The organism is Micromonospora sp. L32 (genome assembly GCF_052068055.1).
GTDB lineage: Bacteria > Actinomycetota > Actinomycetes > Mycobacteriales > Micromonosporaceae > Micromonospora > Micromonospora purpureochromogenes.
The window spans coordinates 63,222-79,495 of the sequence record NZ_JBQHDD010000012.1; the positions used below are offsets into that span (position 1 = coordinate 63,222).

The 16,274-nt window shown below is 74.9% G+C and carries 16 protein-coding genes and 1 riboswitch; of the genes, 9 read left to right on the forward strand and 7 right to left on the reverse strand.

Annotation, left to right across the window (positions count from 1 at the left end; translation table 11 throughout):
- Positions 1 to 8: 8 nt before the first annotated feature.
- Both ACTMTB_RS27150 and ACTMTB_RS27155 read right to left on the reverse strand, forming a co-directional pair.
- Positions 9 to 1,028, reverse strand: a complete 1,020-nt coding sequence (locus tag ACTMTB_RS27150) for a coiled-coil domain-containing protein (protein WP_441149032.1) — start codon at positions 1,026 to 1,028, stop codon at positions 9 to 11.
- 4 nt (positions 1,029 to 1,032) lie between these two features.
- Positions 1,033 to 1,163, reverse strand: a riboswitch (cyclic di-AMP (ydaO/yuaA leader).
- Between the two features lie 166 nt (positions 1,164 to 1,329).
- Complete coding sequence (locus tag ACTMTB_RS27155; RefSeq protein WP_441149033.1) at positions 1,330 to 2,670, reverse strand: YibE/F family protein; 1,341 nt, start codon at positions 2,668 to 2,670, stop codon at positions 1,330 to 1,332.
- 318 nt (positions 2,671 to 2,988) lie between these two features.
- Here ACTMTB_RS27155 and ACTMTB_RS27160 point away from each other — a divergent pair, with 318 nt between their 5' ends.
- The 3 genes from ACTMTB_RS27160 (at position 2,989) to ACTMTB_RS27170 (ending at position 6,247) form a co-directional block, all read left to right on the forward strand.
- Positions 2,989 to 5,022 carry a copper-translocating P-type ATPase gene (locus ACTMTB_RS27160; protein ID WP_441149034.1) on the forward strand — a complete coding sequence of 678 codons (2,034 nt, stop codon included), beginning with the start codon at positions 2,989 to 2,991 and terminating at the stop codon, positions 5,020 to 5,022.
- 29 nt (positions 5,023 to 5,051) lie between these two features.
- Positions 5,052 to 5,552, forward strand: a complete 501-nt coding sequence (locus ACTMTB_RS27165; RefSeq protein ID WP_441149035.1) for a hypothetical protein — start codon at positions 5,052 to 5,054, stop codon at positions 5,550 to 5,552.
- Positions 5,553 to 5,620: 68 nt separating this feature from the next.
- Entirely contained in the window at positions 5,621 to 6,247 is a 627-nt protein-coding gene (locus tag ACTMTB_RS27170) for a DUF305 domain-containing protein (protein ID WP_441149036.1), read from the forward strand.
- Between the two features lie 88 nt (positions 6,248 to 6,335).
- Here ACTMTB_RS27170 and ACTMTB_RS27175 read toward each other — a convergent pair whose 3' ends face one another.
- A complete protein-coding gene (locus ACTMTB_RS27175; protein ID WP_154939970.1) occupies positions 6,336 to 6,635 on the reverse strand; it encodes a metal-sensitive transcriptional regulator in 300 nt (99 codons plus the stop codon).
- Positions 6,636 to 6,729: 94 nt separating this feature from the next.
- Between ACTMTB_RS27175 and ACTMTB_RS27180 the strand changes: the two genes are divergently transcribed.
- The 5 genes from ACTMTB_RS27180 to ACTMTB_RS27200 all read left to right on the forward strand — a co-directional run bounded on the left by ACTMTB_RS27180 (position 6,730) and on the right by ACTMTB_RS27200 (position 11,394).
- Positions 6,730 to 6,939 carry a heavy-metal-associated domain-containing protein gene (locus tag ACTMTB_RS27180; protein WP_346536774.1) on the forward strand — a complete coding sequence of 70 codons (210 nt, stop codon included), beginning with the start codon at positions 6,730 to 6,732 and terminating at the stop codon, positions 6,937 to 6,939.
- A gap of 34 nt (positions 6,940 to 6,973) precedes the next feature.
- Positions 6,974 to 7,972 (forward strand): hypothetical protein, encoded by a 999-nt coding sequence (locus ACTMTB_RS27185; RefSeq protein ID WP_441149037.1) that lies wholly within the window; start codon positions 6,974 to 6,976, stop codon positions 7,970 to 7,972.
- A 14-nt stretch (positions 7,973 to 7,986) separates the two neighbouring features.
- Complete coding sequence (locus ACTMTB_RS27190) at positions 7,987 to 10,245, forward strand: heavy metal translocating P-type ATPase (protein WP_441149038.1); 2,259 nt, start codon at positions 7,987 to 7,989, stop codon at positions 10,243 to 10,245.
- A gap of 189 nt (positions 10,246 to 10,434) precedes the next feature.
- On the forward strand, positions 10,435 to 10,608 hold the full coding sequence (locus tag ACTMTB_RS27195) for a CsbD family protein (RefSeq protein ID WP_088964196.1): 174 nt from the start codon (positions 10,435 to 10,437) through the stop codon (positions 10,606 to 10,608).
- Between the two features lie 282 nt (positions 10,609 to 10,890).
- Entirely contained in the window at positions 10,891 to 11,394 is a 504-nt protein-coding gene (locus ACTMTB_RS27200; RefSeq protein WP_441149039.1) for a hypothetical protein, read from the forward strand.
- 201 nt (positions 11,395 to 11,595) lie between these two features.
- Here the strand turns inward: ACTMTB_RS27200 and ACTMTB_RS27205 are convergent, their stop codons facing one another.
- The 4 genes from ACTMTB_RS27205 to ACTMTB_RS27220 all read right to left on the reverse strand — a co-directional run bounded on the left by ACTMTB_RS27205 (position 11,596) and on the right by ACTMTB_RS27220 (position 15,222).
- Positions 11,596 to 12,231: a dihydrofolate reductase family protein gene (locus ACTMTB_RS27205; RefSeq protein WP_441149040.1), complete on the reverse strand. Its 636-nt coding sequence runs from the start codon at positions 12,229 to 12,231 to the stop codon at positions 11,596 to 11,598.
- A 29-nt stretch (positions 12,232 to 12,260) separates the two neighbouring features.
- Positions 12,261 to 13,505 (reverse strand): RNA polymerase sigma factor, encoded by a 1,245-nt coding sequence (locus tag ACTMTB_RS27210; RefSeq protein WP_441149041.1) that lies wholly within the window; start codon positions 13,503 to 13,505, stop codon positions 12,261 to 12,263.
- A complete protein-coding gene (locus ACTMTB_RS27215) occupies positions 13,502 to 13,861 on the reverse strand; it encodes a YciI family protein (RefSeq protein ID WP_218896811.1) in 360 nt (119 codons plus the stop codon). Before ACTMTB_RS27215 ends, ACTMTB_RS27210 begins: the two co-directional genes overlap by 4 nt.
- A gap of 116 nt (positions 13,862 to 13,977) precedes the next feature.
- On the reverse strand, positions 13,978 to 15,222 hold the full coding sequence (locus ACTMTB_RS27220) for a DUF2786 domain-containing protein (protein ID WP_441149042.1): 1,245 nt from the start codon (positions 15,220 to 15,222) through the stop codon (positions 13,978 to 13,980).
- 153 nt (positions 15,223 to 15,375) lie between these two features.
- Here ACTMTB_RS27220 and ACTMTB_RS27225 point away from each other — a divergent pair, with 153 nt between their 5' ends.
- Complete coding sequence (locus ACTMTB_RS27225) at positions 15,376 to 16,227, forward strand: DUF3152 domain-containing protein (RefSeq protein WP_441149043.1); 852 nt, start codon at positions 15,376 to 15,378, stop codon at positions 16,225 to 16,227.
- Positions 16,228 to 16,274 lie beyond the last annotated feature (47 nt).

Sequence of the window (16,274 nt, forward strand, 5' to 3'; positions counted from 1 at the left end):
GTCGCGCGCTAGAGCATCGACATGTGTACGTGGTCGGTGTGGTTCGACGGTCCGCTGTACGACTTCCACCCGGTCGCCGGGAACCAGATCTGCCGGTTCCAGATCACGTAGTAGATGCCGAGCCGGTCGGCGTTGCGGATCAGGAACGCGGCGAGGTTGTTGCCGTACATCCGGGTGTCGTTGTTGTACCAGGGCGCGAAGCCGCTCCGCTGCAACGACCAGTCGCAGGCCTTGCCCTTCGGGTGGTCCCACGGCCCACCTGGCCGGTAGCAGCCCGCGAACCGGGTGAAGCCGGCCCGCCGGACCTCCTTGTACGCGTGCAGTGTGCGCGGCGTGATGGTGCCGGAGGTGGTCGGGTCGTTCTCGGTGCGCGACTCGGGCCGCCAGCCGCCGTCGGCCGTCCGGCCGGGGCCGATCCGGGCGACCGGCGAGGTCGCGTCGACCAGGCCGCCGGTGAAGCCCCGGCCACCGACCAGCTGGAGGGCCTTCTCCGCCTCCCGGCTCTCCCGGGCCATGTCGTTGGTGAGCTTCTGCTGCTCGCGCACCTCGGCGTCGAGCGCCAGCTTGGCCTGCTCCGCGCGGTTCTTGGCGGCGGTGACCTTGGCCAGCTTCTGCGCGTTGACCATGTTCAGCTCGTCCAGGGCGGCGGCGCGCCGGACGAACGAGTCCGGGGCGTCGCTCTCCAGCAGCATCGCCACCGCGCCGATCCGGCCGGTCCGGTACGACTGCGCCGCGATCTGCGAGACCGTCGGCTGCAACGCCGCCAGCTCGTCCTGCGCGCGCCGCACCTCCAGCCCGAGCTGCTGCTGGCGCTTCTTGGACTTCTCCAGCTGCGTCTTGGCCTTGGAGTACTCGCGGTTGCGCAGCTCGATGACGTCGGTGAGCAGCTTGGGCTCGCCGTCCTCCTCGTGCCCGGAGGGGGTGGGGGTCGAGGGCGCGGCGATCGCGGCTGTCGGCCCGCCGAGGATGGCCAGCGCGGCGAACACGGCCACCACCGGAGTCAACCAGCGGCGCAGGGGTGCCGTCACAGTGTTCCCTTCCGTCGACCGCCGACCGGGTTAGCTGACGGGTTCGGGACGGAAGTGGCCCCTACCGCTCGCGCGGATTCACCCCATGTACCTGGTTCCCCGGCTCGCCTCGCGGCGATTGGGCGGCGGTACCGCAGGCGCCGCTGCGCGCCTTCGGCGGTGACCGGCAGCGAGGTTACCCGAGAGTCGTACCGGGGATCTACGTCCAGAACCCGACTAAAAGCGTTATTTCGTCGTAGCGATGCGTGACGAGTGACGCGTTCGTCAGGTTCCGCGTCGGCGTCGGTCACGCAGCGGAGTCTCACCATGCGGTGTCCGTGCTCCTTTCCGGGTCGGGCCACCGTGCGGGGGCCGGGGTGGACGGTCCGCCGGGACGCGACGCGCTCAGCGCCTCGAGCGCCGCGTCCCGGTCGGCGGAGGGGCGGGGCGTGGGTGCCGGTCCGGTGTCCCGGGCCGGATCGTCGGCCGGGCCACGACCGGCGGTGGCGACCAGCGCGGCCAGCGCGGTGGTCAGCGGTACGGCGGCGACCAGGCCGAGCGTCGCCACCGCGCTGCGGACGATCTCCTGAGCCAGGAACTCGCTGGTGAGGATCTGGCTCACCGGACGGCTGTCGGCGGTGAGCAGGAGCAGCAGCGGCAGCGAGGCGCCCGCGTACGCGAGCACGATGGTGTTCACCGTGGAGGCGATGTGCGCCCGGCCGACCCGGGTGGCGGCCCGGTAGAGCTGCGTCCGGGACAGTCCGGGGTTGGCGTGCGCCAGCTCGGTGACGGTGGCGGCCTGGGTGACGGTGACGTCGTCGAGCACGCCGAGCGAGCCGATGATGATGCCGGCCAGCAGCAGCCCGTGCAGGTCGACGTCACGCTGGTACATCGACAGCGTGGTGGCCTCCTCGCTGCCGAACCCGGTCAGGTGGGTGGCGGCGGTGGCCAGGCTGCCGAGCAGTCCGGTCAGCACCAGGCTGCCGAGGGTGCCGAGGACCGCCACCGAGGTCTGCGCGGTGATCCCGTGGGTCAGGTACAGCACCACGAACATGATCAGCGCCGAGCCGGTGATCGCGATCAGCAGCGGCGAGCCGCCCGCCGCGATGCCGGGTACGACGAAGGTCAGCAGGATGGCGAAGCTGGCGCCCAGCCCGGCCAGTGCGGCCAGTCCGCGCAGCCGGCCGAACGCCACGATCGCCGCCGCGAAGAGCGCCACCAGCCACACCAGGGGCTTGCCCCGCTGGTGTTCGGCGATCTGGTAGCTGGTGGCGGTGGGGTCGGCCGGGTCGGCGAGCTGGACCAGCACCACCTCGTCGCCCACCGCGACGGTGGGCGCGCCCGGACCGGCGGGCACCGGTGTCTCCACCTGCTGGCCGCTGTCCGGGCCCTGCTCGACCCGGACCGTCACGGTCCCGCACGGCCCTTCGGCCGCGCCGGGCGGTGCCTCCGGGGTCGGCGGGCAGGGTTCGGTCACCACCCGGGTCACCGTGCCGTGGTGGCGTGCCGGCTCGGCGCCGCCGTCGGCCTGCCGCGAGTCGCGCGGCCACAGCACCAGGGCGGCGATCACCGTGACGACGAACAGCGGGACCACCGTCGCGACGAGGATCCGCCGCACCCCCGATGGGGCGGACGGAGCGGGACGGGTGTGGTCGGCGCCCATTGCGAGTCTCCCAACGATCCAGGGCGGGGTACGTGTCAGCCGGCCGTTCGGTTCACCGGCGGGACGCGCGTGGCGGGCCGCGTACCCCGGTGTGGGCCCTGGGTGCCGGCGGGGTCACCCAGCGCGATCGGACGGCGCGGTCGCCCGGCGTGGCGACCCGCCCGGGCGGTCGCTGACGGCGGCCGAGCCCGGCGCGGTACGCGGGCCGGCGGCAGCAGCGGCGGATGGCGAGTCATGGCCGGTGAATCGTAGCCAGGTTCGGTGCGGGTCCGCCCGGTTCGTGCCGTCGGCAGCGCGCTCACCGGGCATCGTGGGGGCATGGACCAGCACGCCGGACCGGCGCGGCACCCGGGGTCGGACCGGCACCGGGGGCACGACCGGCACGCCGGCCACGACCCGGAGATGTTCCGCCGCCGGTTCTGGCTCTGCCTGGCGCTGACCCTGCCCGTGGTCGCCACCAGCCACATGGTGATGGAGTGGTTCGGCTACTCGCTGGAGTTCCCCGGCCGGTCCCTGGTCGGGCCGGTGCTCGGCTCGGTGGTCTTCTGGTGGGGCGGCTGGCCGTTCCTCGTCGGCGCGGTGCGCGAGGTGCGCGACCGGGCCCCGGGCATGATGCTGCTGATCGGGATGGCGATCAGCGTCGCGTACGCCGCCTCGCTCGCCACCAGCCTGGGCGCCTTCGAGCTGGACTTCTGGTGGGAGTTGGCCGCCCTGGTCACCATCATGCTGCTCGGGCACTGGCAGGAGATGAAGGCCGTCGGGCAGGCGCGGGGCGCCCTCGCGGCGCTGGCCGCGCTGCTCCCCGACGACGCCGAGCGGGTCGGGCCGCAGGGCGGCACCGAACGGGTGCCGGTGAGCGGCCTGCGGGTGGCCGACGTGGTGCTGGTCCGCCCCGGTGGGCGGGTGCCGGCCGACGGGCGGATCGTCGACGGGGCCGCCGAGCTGGACGAGTCGATGGTCACCGGCGAGTCCCGCCCGGTCTCCCGGATGGTCGGGGACCGGGTGGTGGCCGGCACCGTCGCCACCGACTCGGCGATCCGGGTTCGGGTGGAGGCCGTCGGCGACCAGACCACCCTCGCCGGCATCCAGCGCCTCGTGGCACAGGCGCAGCAGTCCGGCGGGCGGGCGCAGGCGCTGGCGGACCGCTTCGCCGCCTGGCTCTTCTACGTCGCCACCGGCACCGCCGTGCTGACCGTCGTGGGGTGGACCGCGCTGGGCGAGCGGGACGAGGCGGTGGTCCGGACCGTCACGGTCCTGGTGATCGCCTGCCCGCACGCGCTCGGCCTGGCCATCCCGCTGGTGATCGCGCTCTCCACCGCGCTGGCCGCCCGCTCCGGCGTGCTGGTCCGCGACCGGCTCGCACTGGAACGGATGCGCACCGTCGACGTGGTGCTCTTCGACAAGACCGGCACCCTCACCAGGGGCGAGCACGCCGTGGTCGGGGTGGCCGCCGCGCCGGGGACCGGCGAGGACGAGGTGCTGCGGCTCGCCGCCGGGGTCGAGGCGGACAGCGAACACCCGCTGGCCCGGGCGATCGTCGCGGCCGCCGCCGAGCGCGGCGACCCGGCCCCGGCCGCCGGCTTCCGTTCGCTGCCGGGGCGCGGCGTCCGGGCCGAGATCGACGGTACGCCGTACGCGGTCGGTGGCCCCGCGCTCCTGCGCGAGCAGGGGCTGGAGCTGCCCGGGGCGCTGGAGCCGGCGGCCCGGCGCTGGGCCGAGCGCGGCGCGGCGGTGCTGCACCTGGTCCGCCTGCCGGACACCGTCCTCGGCCTGCTCGCGCTCGCCGACCAGGTACGCCCCGAGGCCCGGGAGGCGATCGCGGAACTGCGTGCCGAGGGGGTTCGCAGCATCGCGATGATCACCGGGGACGCCCGCACGGTGGCCGAGGCGGTCGCCGCGGACCTCGGTTTCCGGCCCGGCGTCGACGAGGTCTTCGCCGAGGTGCTCCCCGCCGACAAGGACCGGAAGGTTACCGCGCTGCAACGCCGGGGGCTGCGGGTGGCGATGGTCGGCGACGGGGTCAACGACGCGCCGGCGCTGGCCCGGGCCGACGTGGGGATCGCGATCGGGGCGGGCACCGACGTGGCGATCGAGTCGGCCGGGGTGGTGCTCGCCTCCTCCGACCCGCGCGGCGTCGCCGGGGTGGTCCGGCTGAGCCGGGCGGCGTACCGGAAGATGCGGCAGAACCTTGCCTGGGCGGCCGGCTACAACGTGGTGGCGCTGCCGCTGGCGGCCGGCGTGCTGGCCTTCGCGGGGGTGGCGCTGAGCCCGGCGCTCGCCGCGGCGCTGATGTCCGCCTCGACGATCGTGGTCGCGCTCAACGCCCAGCTGTTGCGCCGGGTACGCCTCTGATCCCGCCCGGTTCGGGCTAGCGTGGTCGGGTGCGAACGGCGACGGCGCGGCCGGCCGGGTGGTGGGCCCGGCTGCTCCTGCTCGCCTGCACCCTGCTCGGGCTGGCCGCCATGCACACCATCGGCCACAACACGCACTCAGTCGCGTCCCACCCGGACGGCCACGCCGCCGTGTCGCAGCGGGCGCCGGTCGCTCAGGCCGGCGGGCTCGAGGTGGTCCCGGTGGCCCACGGCGCGACGCCTGAAGCGGTCCCGGCCGCCCATGTCGCCGGGCCGGTGTCGTTCGCCGGCCAGGTCGGCGCGGTGGCGCTTCCCGCCGACCAGCCGGGGAGTGCCCCGAGTGGCTGGAGTGTCTGCCTGGCGGTGCTCGGCGCCGTCACGGTGGCGCTCCTGCTGGCGACGCTGCTGTTCGGCCGTGCCCACCACGCGATCGCGACCCGCCATTCGTCCCGGCCGTCGCGTAGGCCGCGCGCCCCGCCACCCCGCCCGGTCGGGCTTCGCCTCGCCACGGTGTCGGTGCTGCGCAGATAGGACGCCCCGACGCGGTACCGCCGCGTCCCGAGTCCGCTGCGTACGTCCTCACACCGAAAGGTCTGATCGTGTCCACTCGTACCATCGCGCGCCGTGCCGCCCTGGCCGGCGTCGCTCTCAGCACCGCTCTCACCCTGGCCGCCTGCGGCGGCGACGACCACCAGGCCGGCTCCGGCCACGACATGCCGGGCACCGGTGCCAACGCCGGCCCGTCGGCCAGCGCGTCCGCCACGTTCGACGACGCCGACGTGATGTTCGCCCAGATGATGATCCCGCACCACCAGCAGGCGGTGCAGATGTCGGAGCTGGCCGACAGTCGTGCCGGGGACCCTGAGGTCGAGCGCCTCGCCGCGCAGATCAAGGCCGCCCAGGCGCCGGAGATTGCCACCATGACCGGTTGGCTCACCGCATGGGGCCGGCCCGTCCCGTCCGGCAGCCCGAGCGGCGGCCACGACCACGGCATGCCGGGCATGATGTCCGACGCCGACATGGCGAACCTGGCGGCCGCCTCCGGCCGGGAGTTCGACCGGCAGTTCCTGGCCATGATGATCGCCCATCACCAGGGCGCGATCACCATGGCGGAGCAGGAGATCGGCAACGGGGTCAACGCGGACGCCAAGGCCATGGCGCAGCAGATCATCACCGCCCAGCAGGGCGAGATCGACACCATGAGGAAGATCCTCGCCCGGCTCTGATCGCCGCCGGCCGGGACGCCTCGGAGCCGTCGTGGCTCCGAGGCGTCCCGGCCGGGCGGGGTGAACCCGCCGGTCGGGCTGCGCGGGCTCAGCCGCGCTTCATCAGGCGGCCGACGGCGGCCATCATCTCGGCGGCCATCTCGTCGGCGCGGCCCTCGGCGGCCCCCTCGTGCATGCAGTGCCGGGCGTGGCCGTCGAGCAGGCCGAGGGCGACCTTGTCCAGGGCGGCCTGGATCGCCGAGATCTGGGTCAGCACGTCGATGCAGTACCGGTCGTCGTCGACCATCTTCTCCACGCCGCGGACCTGGCCCTCGACGCGGCGCAGCCGCGCGAGCAGCTGGTCCTTGCTGGCGGTGTAGCCCCGGGTCGGGGTGCTCGGTGTGGTCATGGCAACCAGGATAGCGTACCCCCTGGGGGTATGCTACGGTCCTCGGGAGAGCTACCCCTGGGGGGTATAGCATGGATGCGGGAGGAGAGTTGCCATGGTCACCACCACGTACCAGGTGCAGGGCATGACCTGCGGGCACTGCGTCAACTCGGTCAGCACCGAGGTGAGCGCGATCCAGGGCGTCAGCGACGTCCAGGTGGACCTGGCCTCCGGCCGGGTCACCGTCACCAGTGAGAGCCCGCTGGACACCGAGTCCGTACGCGCCGCCGTCGACGAGGCCGGGTACGACCTCGTCGAGGCGTGACGGGGTCACGACCCCAGAGAACCGAGGTATCACGATGAACACGGCGACGAAGCTGAGCGGTTTCGCCCTCGGCCTCGCGGCGGTGTTCGGCACGGCGTACGGGGTCGGCCACCTGGCCGGCCCCGTCACCCCGGCCGCCGGCACCCGCCACGAGCCCGCCGGCGCCGGCCACGGCTCCGACCCGCACGGCGGCTCCGACTCGCACGGTGCCGACCCCGCCGGTGCCACGCACCTGCCCGGCGGGCTGCTCGTCTCCGACCGCGGCTACACCATGCAGCCGGTGGACGCCCCGACCGGGCAGTTCGCCTTCCGGATCACCGGCCCGGACGGCGCTGCGGTGACCGGCTACGAGATCGCCCACGACAAGCGGATGCACCTGATCGTGGCGCGGCGCGACCTGTCCGGCTTCCGGCACGTCCACCCCGAGCTGGGCGCCGACGGCACCTGGCGGGTGGACTCCCCGCTGGGCGGGCCGGGCGTCTGGCGGGCCTTCGCCGACTTCACCCCGTCGGGCGGGGAGCCGCTCACCCTCGGGGTCGACGTGACCGTCCCCGGCCAGCTCCAGCCCCGGCCGCTGCCGGCACCGGCCGCCAGCACCACGGTCGACGGCTACACGGTCACCCTCACCGGCACGCCGCAGCCGGGCCGCACCAGCCAGTTGACGCTGACCGTCAGCCGGGACGGGAAGCCGGTCACCGACCTGGAGCCGTACCTCGGCGCGTACGGGCACCTGGTGGCGTTGCGGCAGGGCGACCTCGCGTACCTGCACGTGCACCCGGAGGGCGTGCCCGGTGACGGGCGTACCCCGGCCGGGCCGGCCGTGAGCTTCGCCGCCGAGGTGCCCTCGGCCGGCAGCTACCGGCTCTACCTGGACTTCCGGCACGGCGGGGCGGTGCGCACCGCCGAGTTCACCGTGCTGGCCGGCGACGCCCCGGCGGCCCCGGCGAGCACCCCGGGCACCCGGGCCACCCCGACCGCTCCCACCCCGACCGCCGACGCCGGCCACGGCGCCCCCGGTCACGGGCACAACTGATCGGAGGTGCCGCGATGACCCCGACCACGAACTCCCTGCCGGTCGCACCGCACCGGATCGAGCTGACCATCGGCGGGATGACCTGCGCGTCCTGCGCCGCGCGGATCGAGAAGAAGCTCAACCGGATGGAGGGCGTGACCGCCACCGTCAACTACGCCACCGAGAAGGCCACCGTCCGGTACGCCGACCAGGTCACGCCAAAGGACCTCATCGCCACGGTGGAGAAGACCGGCTACACCGCCGTCGTGCCTCCCCCGCCCACCCCGGCCGGTACGGCCGGACCGGCCGCCGAACCGGCCGACGAGCTGCGCGGCCTGCGGACCAGGCTGTGGGTCTCGGTCGCGCTGACCGTGCCGGTGATCCTGCTGGCCATGGTGCCGGCCTGGCAGTTCACCTACTGGCAGTGGCTGTCGCTGACCCTGGCCGCCCCGGTGGTGGTCTACGGCGGGCTGCCGTTCCACCGGGCCGCCTGGATCAACCTGCGGCACGGCGCCGCCACCATGGACACCCTGGTCTCGCTCGGCACCCTGGCCGCGTTCGGCTGGTCGCTCTGGGCGCTCTTCCTCGGTGACGCCGGGATGCCCGGGATGACCCACCCGTTCCGGCTCGACATCACCCGCACCGACGGCGCCGGCAACATCTACCTGGAGGCGGCGGCCGGCGTCACGGTGTTCATCCTCGCCGGCCGGTACTTCGAGGCCCGTTCCAAGCGGACCGCCGGCGCCGCCCTGCGCGCCCTGCTGGAGCTGGGCGCCCGGGACGTCGCGGTGCTGCGCGGCGACGTCGAGACCCGGATCCCGGTCGACCAGCTCGCGGTGGGGGACCGGTTCGTGGTCCGCCCCGGCGAGAAGGTCGCCACCGACGGGGTGGTGGACGAGGGTACGTCTGCCGTCGACGCCAGCATGCTCACCGGCGAGTCGGTGCCGGTCGAGGTCGGCCCGGGCGACACCGTGGTCGGCGCGACGGTGAACGCGGGTGGCCGGCTGGTGGTCACCGCCACCCGGGTCGGTGCGGACACCCAGCTCGCCCAGATGGCGAAGCTGGTGGAGCAGGCGCAGTCCGGCAAGGCGGCCGTGCAGCGGCTGGCCGACCGGATCTCCGGCGTCTTCGTCCCGATCGTGATCGCCCTGGCCGCCGGCACGCTCGGCTGGTGGCTCGGCACCGGGGCGGGCCCGACGGCCGCGTTCACCGCCGCGGTCGCCGTGCTGATCATCGCCTGCCCGTGCGCGCTCGGCCTGGCCACGCCCACGGCGCTGCTGGTCGGGACCGGCCGGGGAGCCCAGCTCGGCATCCTGATCAAGGGGCCGGAGATGCTGGAGTCCACCCGCCAGGTGGACACCGTCGTGCTGGACAAGACCGGCACGGTCACCACCGGCCGGATGACCCTGGTCGACGTGCTCCCCGACCAGGGGGTCGACCGGGCGGAGCTGCTCCGGCTCGCCGGGGCGCTGGAGGCCGGCTCGGAGCACCCGGTCGCCCGGGCGGTCGCGGCGGGCGCCGCCGAGGCGGGCGCGCTGCCGCCGGTCACCGGCTTCGCCAACGCCGAGGGGCTCGGCGTCACCGGCACGGTGGACGGCCACGAGGTGGTCGTCGGTCGGCTCCGGCTGCTGCGCGAGCGGGGCCTGGACGTACCCGAGGAGGTCGTGCGGGCAGCGGGTGACGCGGAGGCGGCCGGCCGGACGGCCGTGCTGGCCGGCTGGGACGGCCGGGCCCGGGGCGTCCTCGCGGTCGCCGACGTGGTCAAGCCGACCAGCCGGGCGGCGATCGACGGGCTGCGCGGCCTGGGACTGAAGCCGGTGCTGCTCACCGGCGACAACGCCACCGTCGCCCGGGCGGTGGCGGCCGAGGTCGGCATCGACGAGGTGATCGCCGAGGTGCTGCCGGCCGACAAGGTCGACGTGGTCAGGCGGCTCCAGGGCGAGGGGCGGACGGTCGCGATGATCGGCGACGGGGTCAACGACGCCGCCGCGCTGGCCCAGGCCGACCTTGGGCTGGCCATGGGCACCGGCACCGACGTGGCGATCGAGGCCGCCGACCTGACCCTGGTGCGCGGCGACCTCACCGCCGCGGTCGACGCCATCCGGCTCTCCCGGCGGACCCTGGCCATCATCAAGGGCAACCTCTTCTGGGCGTTCGCCTACAACCTGGCCGCGCTGCCGCTCGCCGCCGCCGGCCTGCTCAACCCGATGATCGCCGGGGCCGCGATGGCCTTCTCGTCGGTGTTCGTGGTCGCCAACAGCCTCCGGCTGCGCGGGTTCCGCCCGGTCGGCTGAGCACGGGCGCGCCGCCGCCGGTCCCACCGTGGGGGCCGGCGGCGGCGTCGTTCCTCCCCGTCCCCATCCCGCTGCCCCCGACCAGGTCGCCGGTCACGGTGGGTGATCACGTATGGGTGATCGGTGTTTCCGGCGAAAAGGCCCGGGGTACATCCGGGACGTCGGAGGAACTGCAAACTGGAGGTTCGCATGGGTATCGACGACAAGATCGACAATGCCGGCGAGAACACCACGGGCAAGATCAAGGAGGGGCTGGGTCGGGCGACCGACGACGAGCGCCTCGAGGCCGAGGGCCGCAACGACCAGGCGAAGTCCAACCTCAAGCAGGCCGGCGAGAAGATCAAGGACGCTTTCAAGAGCTGACCGACGCATTCCGCGCGCCGGGCCGACGACTGTCGGCCCGGCGTGCGGCGCGCTGTGCCCGACGACGATCGCTGTCACCACCGGGGAGCCGGTTCGCGGCAGCGGAGCGTGAGTGCCTCCGGCACGACGACCGCAGCACGCCGACGTGACCTCGCAGCGATCCTGGTCGTTGCCAGAAACGACATCCGCCGCGTTCCGACCCGGCGGCCGGGCGACGAGTTCCGGCCGATGGTCGACCCGCGCCGTCCCCTCCGGACGGCCGACACCCGAACGGGGAAACCGATGTTCCGAAGCTCCGCCGCCGCGCTCGCCCTGGTGGCCTGCGCCGCCCTGGTCACCGGCTGCCAGCAGGCCGGAAACGACGCCGCCGACCCGCAGGACGCTCCGGCCGCCGCGAGCGCCACCGCCACCGCGAGCGCCGCCTCGACGCCCAGCCCGAGCGCGTCGCCGACCGGCCCGAGCGCCGCCAACACCGCCGCCGTCTGCCGCCGCGCCGATGACCTGATCATCGAGGCCAGCCGGAGGATCGCCGACGACTCGGCGGCCGCCACCCGCCGCGAACTCACCCCGGAGCAGCTCAACGGCCAGCTCAAGGGCACCCTCGCCGGGCTCGCGGACGACCTGCGCAAGCAGGCCGGCAACGCCGAGGACCCGCGGATCAGGGACCTGGTGACCGACGCCGCGAAGCAGATCGACACGGGAGCCGCGGCGGACAGCCCGGCGACCTGGATGGCGACCGGCTTCGTCCGCATCCCCGAGCGGCTCACCCGCGACTGCCACGTCTGACCGGCGGCGGCCCGGCGAGCGATTGTGCCGTGGAGTCGGCCCGCTGAGCGGGAGCCACAGGCGTGCCACCGACGCTGTGGAGCTGATGTCGTAGATGAATCACCGATCGGGGCCGGCGGCCGGCGGCCATCCCACCCGTGATTCGTTCACGACATCAGCTCCACAGCGAGCGACCCCTGCCCCGACCGGCCGACCAGATGCTCAGCGCCGTACCCGGTAGGTCACGTGGGTGACGGTCGGGCCAGCCACCACCGACACCTGCTCCAGCCGGGGGTCGCCGACCCCCTCGAAGAGCCGTTCGCCGGCCCCGAGCACGATCGGCACCAGGTGCAGATGGAGGGTGTCCAGCAGCCCCGCCGCCAGGCACTGGTTGACCGTGCTCGCGCCGCCCGCCACGGAGACCACCCGGTCGCCGGCCGCCTCCCGGGCCTGCCGCAGCGCGGCGGCGAGCCCGCCGGTGACGAACCGGAACTCCGTCCCGCCGCGCATCACCAGTGTCTCGCGCGGATGGTGGGTGAGCACGAAGACCGGGGTACGGAACGGCGGGTCCTCGCCCCACCAGCCGGTCCAGTCGAGGTCCCACGGCCCGTCGCCGCCGCCGAACATCCGGCGTCCCATCACGTACGCCCCGACGTCCCGGGTCATCTCGTCGACCACCTCGGCGTCGACGCCGCGCTCCCCACCGGCCAGCCCGTGCCGCTCCCGCCAGGCGTCCAGCCCGAAGAACCACTCGTGCAGGCGCAGCCCGCCCCGACCCAGCGGGTCCTGCCGGCTCTGGTCCGGCCCCGCCACGTACCCGTCCAACGACATCGAGATCTGACAGCTCACTGTGGTCATGCGGGGTGGACTCCCGTCGTCACCGGAACTCATCGCTCGCCCGCCAGCCGGGCCGCGCGCACCTCCAGGTAGCGCCGCTCCGGCAGGCTGGTGGTCCGCCGGGCCGCCAGCAGGTACGCCTCCCGCGCCGCCGCCCGCTCCCCGGCCAGCTCCAGCAGGTGGGCCCGGACGGCCGCCAGCCGGTGGTGGCCGGCGATCCGCTCGTCGGCGTCGAGCGGGGCGAGCAGGGCGAGCCCGGCGCGCGGACCGTCCACCATGGCCACCGCGGCGGCCCGGTTGAGGGTGACCATCGGGTTCGGCGACACGGCCGCCAGCACGCGGTAGAGCGCGACGATCTGCCGCCAGTCCGTCCGCTCCGCGGCGGGCGCCTCGGCATGCACCGCCGCGATCGCCGCCTGGAGCTGGTACGGGCCCGGCGGCGACCAGGTCAGCGCCTCGGTCACCAGGGCCACCCCCTCGGCGATGACGGCCCGGTCCCACCGGCTCCGGTCCTGTTCGGCGAGCGGGACCAGTTCCCCGCCCGGCCCGGTCCGCGCCGCCCGGTGCGCGTCGGTGAGCAGCATCAGCGCGAGCAGGCCGGCGACCTCGCCGTCGTCGGGCAGCGCCCGGTGCAGCTGGCGGGTCAGCCGGATCGCCTCGCCGGTCAGCTCGGCCCGGTGCAGGTCCGCCCCGCTGGAGGCGGTGTAGCCCTCGTTGAAGATCAGGTACAGCACGTGCAGCACGGTCGGCAGCCGCTCGTCCCGCTCGGCCGGCGACGGCATGACGAACCGCGCGCCGGCCGCCTCGACGCGTTGCTTGGCCCGGCGGATGCGCTGGCTCATGGTCGGCTCCGGCACCAGGAACGCCTGCGCGATCTGCGCCGTGCTCAGCCCACCCACCGCGCGCAGGGTCAGCGCCAGCTGCGCCGAGCGGGGCAGCGCCGGATGGCAGCAGAGGAAGAACAGGGTGAGGCTGTCGTCCCCGGTGGACGGCGACTCGTCGGCGGGCGGGGCGACCGTCGCGTACGCCGGCTCCCGGAGCGCGACGGTGACCTCGCGGTCGCGGCGGGCCCGCTCGCTGCGCCACTCGTCGGTCAGCCGGCGGCCGGCGACGGTGAGCAGCCAGGCGCGGGGATTGTCCGGCACCCCCCGCTCCGGCCACTGCGTGGCGGCGGCCAGCAGCGCCTCCTGCACCGCGTCCTCGCAGGCGGAAAAGGCGCCGTGCCGGCGGACCAGGATGCCGAGGACCTGCGGCGCGAGGGCGCGCAGCAGGTCCTCCACCTCCGGGGGTGTCACATCTCGGTCCCGGCCTCGTCCATCACCGGGCGCACCTCCAGCACGCCGAAGCCCATCCGGACGTCGGGCCAGCGCGCGGCGATCTCGGCGGCCCGCTCCGGGCTGTCGCAGTCGACCATCAGGTAGCCGGCGAACTGCTCCTTGCTCTCCATGAACGGCCCGTCGGTCACCTCGGGGTGCTCGCCACGGAGCCGGACCGTCCGGGTCTGCGACGGGTCGGCCAGCGCCTGGCCACCGACCAGTTCGCCGGACTCGGTCAGCTCCTTCATGATCTCGTCGACCTCGCCGAAGAGCGCGGTGCGCTCCTGCTCGGAGAGGCCCTCGACGAAGCCGGGCCGGTTCCAGATCAGCAACATGTACTTCACGTGGTGCTCCTGACGTCGGTTGGCCACGCCGTTCGTGGCCCTCGATGACAGGTCGGAGCCCGCCCGCTGGATCCGACACCGCCGCCGGAAGAATTCTGCCCGAGCGGTCAGCTCCGGCCGGGCAGCGGCCGGGCCGGTGGTGTGCCGGCGTGCAGCGAGGCCCGGTCGGCGGCGGAGGTGCCGGAGTGCCAGCCGTCGGCGTCCCGGATGGTCAGCCGAGCCCGGGTGACGCCGGGGAAGAGGCTCTCCATCCGCTCGCGGACCGCGTCCGAGCGGGCGGCCAGCACGGGGAGCAGCCGTTCCGGGCCGGTCGCCTCGGCCGCCTGCCGGTTGGCCTCCTCGGTCGCGGCCCGCAGCCGTTCACCGATGCGCAGCGCGAACGCGTGCAGGAACGACTCGTCGTACGCCTTGGTCCGCCGGCTGCTGCCCCGCTTGCGCTCGGTGCGCCCGCGCAGCATCGCGGCGGTGGCCTGCACCAGCAGCGACGTGTAGAGCAGCTCGACCGCCTCCAGGTCGCCGGCGAAGCCGAGCACGGTGGCGAAGCCCAGGTCGTCGTTCCAGACCGACTCGCACCGGTTCGCCGCCGCCACCTCCTGCACCAGCAGCGCCTTGGCCCCGGCGTACGGGGCGTCGGTGCTCAGGCGCATCCCGCCGGGCAGGTCGGGGCGTTCCGCGGTGGCCTCGACCATCGCCCGGTCCAGGCTGTGCCGGGCGATCAACTCCTGCGCCTTGCCGGTCAGCGCCTCCGCCTCGGCCGGGAAGGTGGTCGACTCGGCCTTGGCCAGCAGCGCCCGCACCCGGTCGAGCATCACCGAACCGCTGCGCCCCGGGGCGGCGCGCCGGGCCACGGCCGGCCCGCCCCCGCCCGGCGGCGGGCGCAGCATCGCGATCGGCGGCAGGCCGTCCAGCAGCGCCAGCACCTCGACCGCGTCGCGCAGCGCGGTGATCCGGTCCTCGCCCTCGCGGGCGGCCCACCGGGCCAGCCAGCCGGCGTCGTCGTCGTCCCACCACACCCGGGCCGCCAGCCCGTCGAGCTGCTCGTCCCACCACGGCGGGACGTCGCCGGCCTGCCCCCGCCGCTGCGCGGCGAGCGCGTCGCGTACCAGCCGGCCGGGTCGCGCGCCGAGGCGGCGGGTCACCATCCGGGCCACGTCGACCGGCTGCCAGCCGCGCGGCCAGAGCCGGGCGAGGGCGCCCGCCAGACGGTCGAGGAGGGCGGCGTCCACCACCGCCGTGCCGTCCGGGGCGCCGGTGCCGACCACGAGCCGGTCCAGCTTCCGCTCCGCGTCGCGTACGTCGGTGCCGCGCACCGCCGCGACCGCGTCGGCGATGAGGGCGTGGGCGTCCGGCACGGGTGGTCCTTCCTGGGCAAGACGCCCGGGTGGTGTCCGGATCGTCGGGAGTGTCTGCCCGGCAACGGTACCGGGTGCGGATTCGACAGCCGGATCACTCATCCGCACGGGCCCCGTCCGCGTACTACTGCCCGAGCGGACGGAGGGTCGAGGGTGGGCAGCCTCACGGTGAGCGGGTCGGCCGACCGCAGCCGGCACCGTGGTCGTCGCGGGGCCGGGGCCCGGGCGGGCGCGCTGGTGCTGGCGCTGGTGGTGGTCGCCGGCCTGGGCGGCGGCGCCTGGGCGGCCGGGCGCGGCGAGCTGGACCTCGGCGAGCTGGTCGGTGACGTCCGCCGGGCGCCCGCGCCGGCCCGCGCGGCGGTGGCCGCCGCACCGGGCCGTCCGGCGGCGACGCCCACCGCTCCCGTCCTGGGCTACCCCGAGCGGGGTACGGGCACCTGGCGGACGGCGACCGCCCGGGGTGCGGTGGCCGGACGCGCGGGCGAGCTGCTGCGGTACCGGGTGGCGGTCGAGGGCGGCATCGACGAGGTGGACGTGGAACTCCTCGGCCGGGAGGTGGCCGTGGTGCTCGCCGACCGCCGGGGTTGGACGGGCGGGGGGCGGTGGCGGCTGCAACGGGTCGGCCCGGACGTCGCGGCCGACTTCACCGTGCTGCTGACCACCCCGGCGACCCGCGCCGACCTGTGCGGGGACGCCGACGACCGCTACACCTCCTGCCGGAACGGGGACCGGGTGGTGGTCAACGTGGCCCGCTGGGCGCGCGGGGTGCCCGGGTTCGGCGGTGACCTGGCGACCTACCGGGCGTACGTGCTCAACCACGAGGTCGGCCACCGGCTCGGCATGGGACACGAGCTGTGCCCGGCCCGGGGCGCGCCGGCCCCGGTGATGCAGCAGCAGACGCTGGGGCTGCACGGCTGCGCGCCGAACGCCTGGCCGTACGTCGACGGCACCCTGCACACCGGCCGTCCCGGCGAGTACGACGACCCGGTGCCGGCCGGGGACTGACCCCGGCGTCGGCGTCCCGCCACGGGACGGACCCGTGCTTTCCCCGC

Bases quoted from the DNA above. Each gene is read 5' to 3' on its own strand.
- ACTMTB_RS27155 (WP_441149033.1), bottom strand. From the start codon at position 2,670: ATGGGCGCCGACCACACCCGTCCCGCTCCGTCCGCCCCATCGGGGGTG.
- ACTMTB_RS27160 (WP_441149034.1), top strand. From the start codon at position 2,989: ATGGACCAGCACGCCGGACCGGCGCGGCACCCGGGGTCGGACCGGCAC.
- ACTMTB_RS27175 (WP_154939970.1), bottom strand. From the start codon at position 6,635: ATGACCACACCGAGCACCCCGACCCGGGGCTACACCGCCAGCAAGGAC.
- ACTMTB_RS27180 (WP_346536774.1), top strand. From the start codon at position 6,730: ATGGTCACCACCACGTACCAGGTGCAGGGCATGACCTGCGGGCACTGC.
- ACTMTB_RS27185 (WP_441149037.1), top strand. From the start codon at position 6,974: ATGAACACGGCGACGAAGCTGAGCGGTTTCGCCCTCGGCCTCGCGGCG.
- ACTMTB_RS27190 (WP_441149038.1), top strand. From the start codon at position 7,987: ATGACCCCGACCACGAACTCCCTGCCGGTCGCACCGCACCGGATCGAG.
- ACTMTB_RS27195 (WP_088964196.1), top strand. From the start codon at position 10,435: ATGGGTATCGACGACAAGATCGACAATGCCGGCGAGAACACCACGGGC.
- ACTMTB_RS27200 (WP_441149039.1), top strand. From the start codon at position 10,891: ATGTTCCGAAGCTCCGCCGCCGCGCTCGCCCTGGTGGCCTGCGCCGCC.
- ACTMTB_RS27205 (WP_441149040.1), bottom strand. From the start codon at position 12,231: ATGACCACAGTGAGCTGTCAGATCTCGATGTCGTTGGACGGGTACGTG.
- ACTMTB_RS27215 (WP_218896811.1), bottom strand. From the start codon at position 13,861: ATGTTGCTGATCTGGAACCGGCCCGGCTTCGTCGAGGGCCTCTCCGAG.